Raw genomic sequence first — 13661 nt, forward strand, 5'->3', positions numbered from 1 at the left:
ATATGAAACAAATACTGGTAAGCGCAGCGCTCCTCGTGACGGGAGCTGCCGGGGCGGCTTATGCGCAATCCGGCCAGAAACTGGTGCCCGATTTTGCCCAGCTGCAATACGCAGGAAGTATCGGCTGGATGGGCGTGGGAGCAGGTTACGAGTTTTTCAACCGCCGCGTGCGCACACACCTGCAATACGGCTATGTGCCGCCGGACAAAGGCGGGCGACTGCATTTGCTGTCGGGAGCCGTGTTTTACCAGCCCGTCCGCATCAAAGCCGGCGCACGTTGGGAGATCAACCCGCTCGATATCGGGTTTAAAGCCAGTTACCAGTTTGGGAACAACTACTTTTTCAACCTTCCCTCCCGCTACCCGCCAAACTACTATTGGTGGAAACCGGCTTTGAGAATGCACCTGGCAACCGAGTCATCGATAACGCGCAAATTGCGTCGAAATGCCTCGATCCGTTCCGTAAGCGCCTACCTGGAATTCAATACCAACGATCTGTACCTGGTAAGCTACGTGTTGAATGCAGGCTCGTTGCGGGTGACGGAAGTAGTCAAAGCGGGGTTGGGAATCCGCGTGGGCTTTTGAATGGCTTAAAAAAAAGACATTCGAAGGGTGGTTCCGGTCAGAGAACCTGCCCTTCGAATGTCCTCAGGGCTAATTACCGCCGCGCAGGTATTCGGCCGTCAGCGACTCGCGGCATTTGAGCAGGTCGGCCGGTGTTCCTTCGAACAGTATTTGTCCACCCTTGTGCCCGCCTTCCGGGCCGAGGTCGATGATCCAGTCGGCGTGTTTCATAACCTCGGTGTTGTGTTCGATCACGATCACGGAATTGCCCTGATCTACCAGATGGTCGATGATTTCCAGCAAATGCCCGGTGTCCGACATGTGCAGGCCGGTAGTAGGCTCGTCCATGACGTAAATGGTGCCGTTTTTGTGCAGTTCCCCCGCCAGTTTGATCCGCTGGCATTCACCGCCGGACAACGTGCTCAGCGGCTGCCCGAGCGTGAGGTAGTTCAGCCCTACCTGGTTCATCGCCGTCAGTTTATGCACCACGTCTTTGGCCTTAAAAAAGCTTAATGCCTCTTCCACAGGCATATCCAGCACATCCGTGATCGATTTGCCATTCACTTTGTATTCCAGCACCTCCTGTTTGAAACGCTTCCCCTCGCAGGTTTCGCAAACCGTTTTCACCGGTTCAAGGAACGCCAGGTCCGTAAAAATAAAACCCAGCCCCTGGCATTCCGGGCACGCGCCGTCGGAGTTGAAGCTGAACAGCGACGCACTCACTTTATTCGTTTTTCCGAACAATTTGCGGATATCGTCCATGATACCCGTGTAAGTGGCCGGGTTGGAGCGGATAGACGTGCCCACTGCCGACTGGTCGATCACGATCGCCTCGGGATGCTGCGAAAGGAACACGCCATTGATGAGTGAGCTTTTTCCAGAACCCGCCACGCCGGTTACCACGGTAAAAACGCCGGTAGGTATGTCAACCGACACATTTTTGAGGTTGTGCCGCCTGGCATTCTTCACTTTCAATGCGCCGGTAGGCTGGCGGAAGCTGGATTTTACCCTCAAATCGCGCTTCATGAAGCGGCCGGTAAGCGTATCTGCTTTCAACAACCCTTCATAATGCCCTGAAAACACGATTTCGCCCCCACCGCTTCCGGCTTTCGGGCCAACGTCCACCACGTAATCCGCTACACGGATCACATCGGGATCATGCTCCACAACCAGGATAGTGTTACCCTTATCGCGAAGTTTTTGCAATAACTCATTGAGCCTGTGCACATCGCGTGGGTGCAGACCAATGCTCGGTTCGTCGAAAATATAAGTTATGTCGATCAGGCTGCTGTTCAAATGCTTCACCATTTTGATCCGCTGCGACTCGCCGCCGGATAATGTGCCCGTTTCGCGGTCGAGGCTCAGGTAACCGAGGCCAATGTCGACCAAATGTTGCAGCCGCTCCGTGAGCGTGTCGATCATCGGTTTAGAGACCGGATCATGGATTTCACTGATGATTTTAACGAGTTCCGACACTTCCATAGCGGACATTTCGGCGATATTCAGCCCATTAATGCGGCATGCCATTGCCCGCTCGTTCAGGCGCGCGCCTTTGCACGCAGGGCAATCGCCCATTTTCAGGAAACGCTCCACCTTTTTAACGGTCTTTTCCGAAATCTCGCTGCTATCTTTTTGAATATAAAGCCGGTTGAACTTATCGACGAGCCCCTCGTACTTCGTTTCAAACACCGACCCATTGTAATTGGATTCATACGTGCCCTTCCCGTAAAGCAGCATGTGCATTTCGTCGTCGGAATAATCTTCAAGCTTTTTATCATTATCCAGCATGCCCGAAAACGTGTAGGCTTTCCAATACCACGTGCCCACGGCGAACACCGGAAAAAGGATCGCCCCTTCGTTGAGCGACTTGGTCGGATCGAGGAACTTTTCGAGGTCCAGCTCGACCTTCTTGCCCAGGCCGTTGCATTCGAGACACATGCCGGCAGGGTCATTGAAAGAAAATGCGTTGGAAAAGCCCGCATGAGGTTTTCCAAGGCGCGAAAAGAGCAGTCTGAGCACCGCTGAAATGTCGGTAATTGTGCCCATAGTCGATCTGGAATTGCCGCCAAGGCGCTTCTGATCAATGACAATGGAAGTAGAAAGGTTTTCGATCGCGTCGGCCTCAGGCTGGCTGATGCGCGGCAGTCGGTTGCGGATAAACATGCTGAAAGTCTCATTCAGCTGGCGCTGCGCCTCTGCGCCGATGGTATCAAAAACGATAGATGATTTGCCTGACCCCGAAACGCCCGTGAAGATCGTAATTTTGCGTTTCGGAATGTCTAATGAAACATTTTTAAGATTATTCTCCCTGGCCCCGCGAATGCGGATGTACTCCTGTTGATTCATGATGGTTGGTTTGAGGTTGGCTAATAGGTAATGAGTGAATGAGCCTCCGTGGAACGGGGAATGATTGAATGATTGAATGATTGAATGATTGAATGATTGAATACAATTTTATTCATTCATTCGGTCATTCGGTCATTCAATCATTCAATCATTAAAACACTCACTCATTCACACATTCACTCATTCACTCATTCCCCGTTCCACTTGCGGCTGAAAAAATCCATTGTACCGCGTAGCGATCGGTGAGTGTGGCCCATTGGCCTTTGAGAATGGAGGGCGAGAGCGGTGCGGTGATTTCGCCCTCTCGCGCCAGCTTTTGAAATACCGATTTCAACTGCCGGGGAGCGGCAATGCTGATCCACAGCGAAATGCTGTTCCCCGAAGCTACCCCTTCCTCGTCACCCAGATCGGACGCAAACAGCCTCACATGCTCCGATTCCAACCTCGCGTGCAGCACCAGCTGCCGGATTTCCAGCGGGAACAGCTTTCCGTCGGGCGTGTCGCCCAGGTACGTGAAATGCAGCTCGCCCCCGAAACACGACTGGTAAAAGCGCATCGCCTCTCTGCAATTGCCGTTGAATGTAAGGAAGGGGTAAATCGCCATTTTGTAATTTATTGATTGTAAGCGCGGTCGAGCTCCGCAATGTCGAGCTTTCGCATGCCCATTACCGCCTGGAACATCTGTCCTGCCCGTTTCGGATCGCCGTTGGCTAAGCGCTCGCCGAGCACCTCCGGCACGATCTGCCACGACAATCCGAACTTGTCCTTCAACCAGCCGCATTGGCTTTCCTCGCCGCCATCGGCGGTAAGGGTGTTCCAGTAATGGTCAATTTCCTCCTGGTCTTTGCAGGAAACAAACAGGGAAACCGACTCATTGAACTTGAATTCCGGGCCGGCGTCGAACATATGGAGCGTGAGGCCCTTGATTTCGATGGTACCCATCATCACCTGGTCGGCCGGGAAGGGACCGCCTTCACCCCATCTTTTCAATGCTTTGATCTTCGAGTCCGGAAATAGCCGGGTGTAAAGGTTCATGGCTTCCTCGGCCTGGCCGTCGAACCACAGAAACGGCGTAATGCCTTGCGTTGTTGATAATTCGCCCATTGTTTTGATTGTTGAAGGTGATTGGTTTGGATAAAATGATTTTTAGTTTGCTGATGTTTGACATTACAAATTTGGGGGGTTGTTTAAAAATAAAGGGGGTGTAAAAGCGCCGATCGCAAGGGGCAAAAATGCCAACTGAATATTTTTCTATATTTACAGGTCTAAATCCATGATCGTTATGAAACATATCTCGGTATATGTCCCCCAATGCTCGTACATCGAAGCGGTTTCGCCCGCTTACCGGCTGTTCAACACGGCCAACGACTTTCTGAAAGCATCGGGAAAAGAACCGCATTTCCATGTCGAATTCGTAGGCCTTAACCACGATATCCGGGCGCAGGACGGAGAATACACGATCCGGATCAACAAGCTGCTGAGCGAAGTGACCCGCACCGACCTGGTCGTGATCCCTGCATTATGCGGTAACCTGCGCGACTCCGTGGAGCTCGACCGGCCCGCCATTCCGTGGATGCTCGACATGCGCGAAAAAGGTTCGGAGATTGCGTCGCTCTGCCTCGGGGCGTTCCTGCTCGGTGCTACCGGGCTGCTCGATGGCAAGAAATGCTCTACCCACTGGGCTTATTATGAGGAGTTTAAAGAAATTTATCCGCAGATCGAAGTAGTGGATGGCACCATCATCACGGATGAAGGTAAAGTATATTCCAGCGGCGGCGCCAACTCGATCTGGAACCTGCTGATCTACATCCTCGAAAAATACACCAGCCGCGATATCGCCATCCTTGCCGCCAAGTATTTCGCAATTGACATCGACCGCGACAACCAGCGCGCATTCACGATCTTCAAAGGCCAGAAGAACCACAACGACGACGGTATCCTGGCGGCGCAGAATTTTATCGAGAACAATTACACCGAAAAGCTGACGATCACCGAGCTGGCCGATATTGCCAGCGTAAGCCGCCGCAGCTTCGAGCGGCGTTTCAAGAACGCCACCAATAACACCATTAATGAATACGTGCGTCGCGTGCGCGTCGAGGCGGCCAAACGCAGTTTTGAAGTGTCACGCAAAAATGTAACCGAAGTCATGTACGACGTGGGCTACACCGATACGAAGGCATTTCGGGACGTGTTCAAAAAAGTGACCGGCCTGACGCCCGTCGAGTACCGTAATAAATACAGCAAAGACAATTGAAAGCGGCCACCGAGCCGCTTTTTTTATCGAATGGCATTGTGCTAATCAATTGTTTTTCAAGGGTAACTGAGATTTACCGGTAGCTCATTTTATTTGCGCTCTCCCTGCCGATTGCGCAATTTCGCACCGCATTTTTTAAATCGAACAAATTTATAATCATGTCAAAATCCATTTTGATCGTCGTGCTCGCATGCATGATCAGCTCCGCGCACGCGCATTCCAATTTGAAACCAGCTATGAACAGCAAAATCGCCTACACCGAAACTGTCGATTGCGGCAGTGTTTCCCTCATCGACATTTTCAGACGCGCCCGCTTGTGGGTCAGCAAGTCGGCGCCGGACAGTAAAACGCTGGTTGACGACAAGGAAACGGGCGATCTGGTTACGCAAGGGCAAATTACCATTACCATTCCAAGGTCGGAAAGTAGTGCGGGCGGTGTTTACAAATTTGCTTATGTACTTTCCGTCGAATGCGCCAACCGCAAATACCGTGCGTCGCTGGCGAATGTCGAGTACCAGGAATCCGCCGGCCGGGGAGTGCCGCTCGAAATTTTCAGCCAAAAAACGGAGAACAAAGTCGCTGCCGCCGAGCTCGATGGCAAACTCAAAGCGCTACTCGCCGATTTGCAGACGAACGTAAAGGATTACAAGCCGTTCTGACCGTGAATACCAGCAGATATACCCATGGCTTTAATGCCGGAAATGATGGAAACAAGTAAAGGAGTTCCCGGCTTTGCGCTGTTCACGCTTCTGTTTTTCACAGTAGGCGCGGTTTTCGCGGTGATATCGTATACCATTTACCGTAACAATCAGAACCTGATCGAACACGGCATTGAAACTACCGGCGTCGTGATCGACCTGCATCGGCTGAAACCGCGGGAATATCCGCTGGCGCCGTCCATCCGGTTTGTCAAAAAAGGCGGCTCCGAGCACGTTTTTCACAGCTCGGAAGCCCGCAACCCGCCCGCATACCAGATCGGCGAACAGGTGACACTTTACTATGATCCCGCCGACCCGGACAATGTCCATTTGGAAGGAAACTATCTCTTCGTATATGTGTTTGCCGGCATGGCAGCAATGTTCTGGTTGTTTTCGATCTGGAATATCGGCTCGGCGGTGAGGGAGATATTCCAATGGATTGCCGGCTGATGCGCTATGCCAGCAACGGCTTCACCACCTTGCCATGCACGTCGGTAAGCCGGTACCGGCGGCCCTGATGCTTGAACACCAGCTGCTCATGATCGACGCCCATTAAATGCATAACCGTAGCCTGAAAATCATGCACATGCACCGGGTCCTTGATCACATTGTAGCCAAAATCGTCCGTTTGTCCGTACACAAAACCCTTTTTAACGCCCGCGCCGGCCATCCAGATCGTAAAACTCCGGGGGTGGTGGTCGCGGCCGTAATTTTCACGGGTGAGCTTGCCTTGCGAATAGGCCCCCCGACCGAATTCGCCACCCCAAACCACGAGCGTCTCATCCAGTAAACCGCGTTGTTTCAAATCGTTGATCAGCGCCGCCGAGGCCTGGTCCACGCTTTTAGCCATGATCCGGATGTCGTTGGGCAGGTTGCCGTGCTGGTCCCAACCCTGATGGTAGAGTTGCACAAATTTCACGTCCTTCTCGATCAGTTTCCGCGCCAGCACGCAGTTGGCCGCGAACGTGCCGGGCTTGCGTGAATCTTCGCCGTACATGTCGAAAATGTACTCGGGCTCTTTGGAAATATCCATCGTCTCGGGCACGGCCGTTTGCATGCGGTAAGCCATTTCGTACTGTGCCATCCGGTAGTTGATCTCCGGATCGAGCAGTTTCTCGAACTGGCCTTGCTGCAATTTCGCAAGCGAGTTCAGCATTCGTCTGCGACTTGTGCGGTCGATTCCCTCCGGATTGTTGAGGTAAAAAACAGGGTCCGGACCGGAGCGGAACACCACGCCCTGGTGTACCGACGGCAAAAACCCATTGCTCCACAATTTGGCATACAACGGCTGATCACCGCTGCGGCCCTTGGAAAGCAGCACCACAAACGAAGGCATATTCTGATTATCGGAACCCAGCCCGTAGCTCACCCACGAGCCCCACGACGGCCGACCGCCCTGCTGGCTGCCGGTTTGGAAAAAAGTAACGGCGGGATCGTGGTTAATGGCCTCGGTGAACATCGAACGGATGAAAGTGACGTCGTTGACGATGCCGGTAGTGTAAGGCATCAGCTCGCTGATCATCATGTCGTGATCACCATATTGCTGGAATTTGTATTTCGAAGCGGCGAGCGGGAAGCTGCTTTGCCCGGCTGTCATACCGGTGAGCCGCTGGCCCTTCCGCACCGATTCGGGGAGGTCTTTGCCCCACATTTCTTCCAGTTTCGGCTTGTAATCAAAGAGTTCGAGCTGCGAGGGCGCGCCGCTTTGGAACAGGTAAATCACCCGCTTCGCTTTGGGGGCGAAATGCGGATGCCCGATCGGCATTCCTGCCGCCTCGGCGCCCTTCTCCCCTGCCTTTTTGGCAAGCGAGCTGTCTGCACTTAAAAGCGATGCCATCGCTGCCGCACCCAGGCCAAGGCTCGTTTTGGAGAGGAAATTACGCCTGCTCAACTGCTCGTGGACATGGTTTTCAAGTTCTCTGTAAAGGCTCATTGCTTTGATTTTTATCGCTTGATCAAAAATTCGTCGAAATTCATCACCGTGCTCGCCACGATGGTCCCCGCCGCCAGCTGCGCCGGGTTCAGGGTTTTGTCCACGGGGTATTCCCCTACCGAAAGAATCGATTTCGCGCGTTTGGGATTGTGGGTAAAATCCTTCAATTCTTCGTCATACAGCTCGCGCAGCACTGTTTTCTCCCGGGTATCGGGCTTGCGGCTCGTTAATGCGGTGAATGCGTAATCGAGCTGCTCGTCGATGGTTTTGCCGTTTTTAAGCATCTGCTGCGCCAGCACGCGCGATGCTTCTACAAACTGCGGGTCGTTCATGACTACCAATGCCTGCAAAGGCGTGCTGGTTTTCTGCCGTTTGGTAATGCAGAAATGCCGTTCGGCAGCGTCAAAGTTGAGCATCATCGGCGGCGGCGAGCTGCGTTTCCAGATGGTATAGAGGCTTCGGCGGTAAAGCGAGTCGCCGTGCTGTTGCTTGTAAGTGACCTCGTTACGCGTAGCGAGCGCTTCCCAAAGGCCCGCAGGCTGGTACGGGTACGCGCTCTTACCCCCGATCCGCCGCGTAAGCAATCCACTAGACGCCAATGCATTATCCCGGATTTGCTCCGCACTCATGCGGTAGCTGGGGCCGCGGGCGTACAGGCGGTTATCAGGGTCGACGTCCTGCGCACCGGGACCGATCTTCGACGACTGCCGGTAAGTTGCCGAAGTGACGATCAGCTTTTGCATGGCCTTCACATTCCAGCCCGATTCGCGGAAGCGTGCCGCCAGATAATCGAGCAGCTCCGGATGCGTGGGCAATTCGCCCTGGTTTCCGTAATCGTCGCTCGAAATCACGATGCCCTTGCCGAAATACATCATCCAGAAACGGTTCACCGTCACCCGGGTGAAAAGCGGATGGTCCTGATCGAGCAGCCATTTCGCCAGGCCGAGGCGGTTTTTGGGGTAATTTTTGGGTATTTTAAAAAATGCGCCGGGCGTATCCATCGTGACCGCTTTACCGGGCGCATCGTAAGCTCCGCGATTGAGGATGAACGTCTTGCGTGGATATTTCCGCTCTTTCATCACCATTACGTCAATCTCCTTGTCCATGATTTCCGTTTCCTCGCCAATCAGCGCGCGGCTGTCGGCCAATGCTTTTCTGTAGGCGGGATCGACGTTGGTCAGGTAGTAGTTCTTCAATGAGGCCAGCTGGGCAGGTTTCAGCTGTGCGGCAGGCGTTTGCAATGCTGCAAGCAGTTCATTTTTTAATGTAAACATCCCCTGCATTTCCAACGGACTGATCGCACGGGTGTAGATCCGGAATTCATCGACTTCGAAATTCTTTGTCCGCTGGTCCGACAACCGGCCGATATTCAGCCTGTCGACGTACCAGTTTGTTTTATTTTTTCCGTACAAAATGCTTTCCGTCAGATGGTCGTTATGCACGGCGACTTTCACGGGCTGGCCGTTCACATACAGTTTCAGCCCGGCCGCTTTGCTCAAACCGTCATACGTGAAGCCCAGCTGCGTCCATTTGTTCATCGGGAATTTGTCTACCGTCTGAATTTCAATCGCATTCTCGGGCCACACATGGCTGATCGTCAGCCGGATGCGCCCGTCTTTTTCACGAAACACATTCCAGCCGCGGTAGCCGTTCATGACGCCATTGGACTTATGCAGCAGCGACCCGCTCACCGATGGATCATGCAGGTTGAGCCAAATGCTGATGCTGAACGGCTGGTTCCGTTCGAAGAAGGCGAAATTATCACCGAAGCTCACCGCATTTTCACCAAAAATATCCCGCGCCTTACCAATCCGCCCGGCTCGTGAAGCCACATTGGACAAGCTATCGTCGCCTTCGGCCGTTGCTTTGTGCTTTGGATTAGCAAGATTGGCAAACTCCTTACCCGTCGGTTCATCGAACGTGAAATGCCCCAGCAAATCTGCTTTTTCAGATAGTAATGCCTTTTCGGGTGCCGCCTGGGCCGTGACCAGCCATTGCCGGAAGTTTTTTTCATACACTGCCGCATTGCCAGCCAGCACCGACCGCTCCTTTGCCAGGTTAGCGTGGATGAATTTCAGCCTGGCATCCGCTTCCGGAGTCGGCAGCGTTATTGCAGGGCTGGCCTCTCCGTTGTAGGGAATCTGGCCGTTTTCATCATTATTATTGAAGAACGCATATAGCGAATAGTAATCCTTGTGGCTGATCGGGTCATACTTGTGGTCGTGGCAGCGCGCGCATTCGACGGTCAGGCCGAGGAATGTCTTGCCAAACGTATCCACCCGGTCGGACACGTAGGCGGCGCGGTATTCCTCCGGGATAATGCCGCCCTCCTGGCTCTGCTGGTGCATGCGGTTAAATGCCGTCGCCACCATCATTTCTCGGGTCGGGTTAGGCAGCATATCACCGGCGAGCTGCCAGATCACAAACTGGTCGTATGGCTGGTTTTTGTTGAACGAGTTGATCACCCAGTCGCGGAACGGCCAGGCGGTGCGCAGGCCGTCATCCTGGTAGCCGTGAGTATCCGCATATCGGGCGGCATCGAGCCAGGGAACGGCCATATGCTCGCCGTAATGCGGCGATGCAAGCAGCCGGTCCACCGCCTTTTCGTAGGCATCCGGAGACTTGTCGTTCATGAAGGCTTCCACCTCCGCAGGCGTGGGCGGCAGGCCAGTCAGATCCAGGGAAACCCGCCGCAGCAAGGTTGATTTACTGGCCTCCGGCGAAGGCTTTATTTGCTTGTCTTCCAGCTTTTTAAGGATAAAGCGGTCGATATCGTTGCGCCCCCAGGCTTCATTTTTCACCTTCGGCAACCGGGGCTTTTCAACCTTGGTGAACGCCCAATGCGGCTCATACCCGGCGCCTTCCTCCACCCAGCGGATGAGGATGGCCTTCTCCCGGGCGGTGAGCGATAAATGCGATTCGGGCGTGGGCATGACGATGTCGGGATCGGCCGAGAGGATGCGATGCACAAGCTCGCTGCTGCCTGGCTTCCCGGGCTTAATGGCCTTCAAACCGCTTTCGGCTTCCTTTTTATAAGCCACTTCGGCCACGTCGAGGCGCAAATCGGCTTTCTGGTGATTGGCATCGGGGCCGTGGCATGCGAAGCACCGGTCCGAAAGGATCGGCTTCACATCGTAGGTATAGTCCACGGGTGCAACCAGGGTGTTCATCTCGGCGGCCACGTCGTCCGGCAAGTCTATTTTTTTGTCGCACGACATTAAAAAGAGACCAGCGGCTGGAACCAGCAAACAGTATTTAAACCACAATTTCAACATCAACAAAAAGTATTAAATGGGCAGTGGGCAAATGGTGCTTCAAACTGATTTCAAAAGCTGATCCCATCCGTTTCTCTAATCTAAGATAATAAATAAATCCCAATTGACATTGGTTTAATCCAATAACAATCAGAATCCGCGCCGTTCAACACACGGTCTTTACAGCTTTATGATGGAATCGTTTACGGCTTTTTGTAACCCTTTGAAGCATCATCCACTACCAGTACCCAGTCGTGCCCGTAGCCTGAGGTGGGCGGCACAAACTTGTTGACGCTCTGGTTACTAAACTTTCCCGCGTCCCGCGTCTTGCCCGTCCGGGGATCATACCAGAATGCCGTAAGTTCCGACCCTGAAATTTTTCCCGGCTGGACCGAAAAGGGCTTTCCGGCTGCCGTATACACGAAAAGATAGTCGGCACCGCGCGTAGCCTGCACGCGTTCGGCAGCCGGCAGATCGCCTTCCACCACGATGGATTGGTCGGGAACGCGCTCCGTGATTGGCCGCGATTCGAGGAGCCTGCGCACGTGTTTCATTTCCAGCGCGCCCGGTAAATCGAGTGCCTGCTGCCAGAACAAATGCGGGCCATTCACCGCCTCGCGGCCCGGAGCGTACATCTGCCAAATGTCGTGGCAGCCGTAAGTATGCCCGAATGCGCCCGCGAATAGATCGAGATAGGCCGATTTGCGCACATCATACGCACTTGACGTACCGTTTTCCTTCGCGTTGAAACACACCGGATGGTCCTCATAAACCGGTTCGGCATCGATCACCGGCTTCACGCGTGTGCGGTTGTAGGAGCGCTGGATAAGGTCGTAAACGGGCGTATCGCGGCAATGGCCGGTCTGGAACATATTGAAATCGAACCATTCGTCGTCGTGGAACCATTCGCTCGAACCTTCTTTGTTAGGCTGCGGGTGGTAGGTGACCAGTACTTTGTCGTGGCCTCCAGCACCTTCGGCAATGCCGGCGGCCATGGCGCGCCATATTTCCACGTCGCGGCTGTCCTTACGGGGCTGGCGGTCACCGCCGAGCACCCAAATGATATTCGGCTTGCTTTTATAGCGCGTGGAAAGCCATTTTCCATACGCTTTTGCATTGCTTTCATTGAAAATCTCCGGCCCCTTGCCCCAGGTATTCTTGAAAACTTTGTCGCCCCAGGTGGGCAGGAAGGCGATGGTCAGCCCGTAACTGGCGGCTTTGTCGATAATGTAGTCGACATGTTTGAAATAATTCTCATTCGGCTGCGTGGGGTCGTTGTTGACGAGCGGCTTTTCGCCATATGCATTGGGAGAGTCCAATCCGTCGAGCTCGGCCAGCCCTACGGCCTGGATGACCGAGAATCCCTGGTCCGCCCTTTTTTGCAGGTAATAATCGGCGTCGGCGCGGTCGAGGCGATGGAAGAGCTCCCAGGCGGTATCGCCCAGCCAGAAAAACGGCTTATCGTCGCGAAGTAGAAAGCGTTTGTTTTCACTGACCTTATAATGCTGCGCGTGAACGCCGGAAAGCGAGCAGCCAAGAACTGCCAGAGCAAGGAGCTTGATGGATTTCATGAATTGTAAAGATTAACAGTAGATGTTCCACCGAAGAAAGGCGCTTGTCTTCCATTCTTAATATCCGGTCTTCGAATAATCTCACAAAAAAGTGAGGTCCAAACCGCATAAAACATTCTCTGCGTGCACTCCGAAACAAAATTAGTTTTAAAACACCGGATAATCATCGCAACAGCGTCAATCTCAGCGATATATCACGAAATGCTTGTAGATAACTATGGCATTATACGTAGAATAAATATGACCGTTAAGTAATTTATTTCATCGAACTGGTGATATATCATTAATATTGAAGTACTAATTTTACAAAACCTAACCCGACGTACCTCCCGATGAAAACAACTTCTACTCCTATTGCTGTCATTGTTGCCCACTTGCGGCCCTCACCCTGACAGTTACAAGCCACCCAGCATTCAGCTCAACGACCGTCTTTCGATTACACTTCATTGACCCGCCGCAACCCGGCGGCAAAGTATCATTTTATTTATCCATCTATCCAACCTATTTCACTTTATGGCAGAACCATTTCTATCTGAGATCCGGATGGTGAGTTTCAATTTCCCACCGAAAGGCTGGGCGCTCGCCAACGGACAACTGCTCCCTATCAATCAGAATCAGGCCTTATTTGCGCTTTTGGGAACGACCTACGGAGGCAACGGGCAAACGACCTTCGCATTGCCGGACTTCCGAGGCAGGGTTCCCATTCACTTCGGACGAGGCCACGTTCTCGGTGAATCCGCCGGCCAGGAATCGCATACGGTCAACATGCAGGAGATGCCGGAGCATACGCATTTTCTGTCTGCTGTGGACAACAACGGTTCCAATACCAATAACCCGATCAACAACTCCCTTTCCAATTCGTTACCCAACAATCTTTACTCCAACACCGCGGGTAGTCCGGTGTTCATGCACCCGAGCACCATATCGAGTGTGGGAGGCAGTCAGGCTCATAACAACATGCAGCCATACCTGACGCTCAATTTCATTGTCGCACTGCAGGGTATTTTCCCAAGCCAAAACTGAGGTCAATTTTCTATCAACC

At 53.1% G+C, this 13661-nt stretch carries 11 protein-coding genes; 5 read left to right on the top strand and 6 right to left on the bottom strand.

Annotation, left to right across the window (positions count from 1 at the left end; all coding sequences use genetic code 11):
• Positions 1-2: 2 nt before the first annotated feature.
• Entirely contained in the window at positions 3-584 is a 582-nt protein-coding gene (locus DFER_RS06540) for a hypothetical protein (protein ID WP_015810828.1), read from the top strand.
• A gap of 69 nt (positions 585-653) precedes the next feature.
• Here the strand turns inward: DFER_RS06540 and DFER_RS06545 are convergent, their stop codons facing one another.
• The 3 genes from DFER_RS06545 to DFER_RS06555 form a co-directional block, all read right to left on the bottom strand.
• Positions 654-2909: an ATP-binding cassette domain-containing protein gene (locus DFER_RS06545; protein WP_015810829.1), complete on the bottom strand. Its 2256-nt coding sequence runs from the start codon at positions 2907-2909 to the stop codon at positions 654-656.
• Positions 2910-3093: 184 nt separating this feature from the next.
• On the bottom strand, positions 3094-3513 hold the full coding sequence (locus DFER_RS06550) for a VOC family protein (RefSeq protein ID WP_015810830.1): 420 nt from the start codon (positions 3511-3513) through the stop codon (positions 3094-3096).
• Between the two features lie 8 nt (positions 3514-3521).
• Positions 3522-4013, bottom strand: a complete 492-nt coding sequence (locus DFER_RS06555) for a VOC family protein (protein ID WP_015810831.1) — start codon at positions 4011-4013, stop codon at positions 3522-3524.
• A gap of 178 nt (positions 4014-4191) precedes the next feature.
• On the opposite strand from DFER_RS06555, the gene DFER_RS06560 reads away from it, so the two are divergent.
• The 3 genes from DFER_RS06560 (at position 4192) to DFER_RS06570 (ending at position 6311) form a co-directional block, all read left to right on the top strand.
• Positions 4192-5163: a GlxA family transcriptional regulator gene (locus DFER_RS06560; protein ID WP_041736005.1), complete on the top strand. Its 972-nt coding sequence runs from the start codon at positions 4192-4194 to the stop codon at positions 5161-5163.
• A gap of 158 nt (positions 5164-5321) precedes the next feature.
• Positions 5322-5822: a DUF4468 domain-containing protein gene (locus DFER_RS06565; protein ID WP_015810833.1), complete on the top strand. Its 501-nt coding sequence runs from the start codon at positions 5322-5324 to the stop codon at positions 5820-5822.
• 42 nt (positions 5823-5864) lie between these two features.
• Positions 5865-6311 carry a DUF3592 domain-containing protein gene (locus DFER_RS06570; RefSeq protein ID WP_229206197.1) on the top strand — a complete coding sequence of 149 codons (447 nt, stop codon included), beginning with the start codon at positions 5865-5867 and terminating at the stop codon, positions 6309-6311.
• Positions 6312-6315: 4 nt separating this feature from the next.
• Here DFER_RS06570 and DFER_RS06575 read toward each other — a convergent pair whose 3' ends face one another.
• The 3 genes from DFER_RS06575 to DFER_RS06585 form a co-directional block, all read right to left on the bottom strand.
• Entirely contained in the window at positions 6316-7794 is a 1479-nt protein-coding gene (locus tag DFER_RS06575) for a DUF1501 domain-containing protein (protein WP_015810835.1), read from the bottom strand.
• 11 nt (positions 7795-7805) lie between these two features.
• Complete coding sequence (locus DFER_RS06580; RefSeq protein ID WP_015810836.1) at positions 7806-11012, bottom strand: DUF1553 domain-containing protein; 3207 nt, start codon at positions 11010-11012, stop codon at positions 7806-7808.
• Between the two features lie 239 nt (positions 11013-11251).
• Positions 11252-12619: a glycoside hydrolase family 140 protein gene (locus DFER_RS06585; protein ID WP_015810837.1), complete on the bottom strand. Its 1368-nt coding sequence runs from the start codon at positions 12617-12619 to the stop codon at positions 11252-11254.
• A gap of 513 nt (positions 12620-13132) precedes the next feature.
• Between DFER_RS06585 and DFER_RS06590 the strand changes: the two genes are divergently transcribed.
• Positions 13133-13642 (top strand): phage tail protein, encoded by a 510-nt coding sequence (locus DFER_RS06590; RefSeq protein WP_015810838.1) that lies wholly within the window; start codon positions 13133-13135, stop codon positions 13640-13642.
• The last annotated feature ends 19 nt before the right edge of the window (positions 13643-13661 follow it).

Origin of the sequence: Dyadobacter fermentans DSM 18053 (assembly GCF_000023125.1) — a bacterium.
GTDB classification, from domain to species: Bacteria; Bacteroidota; Bacteroidia; order Cytophagales; family Spirosomataceae; genus Dyadobacter; species Dyadobacter fermentans.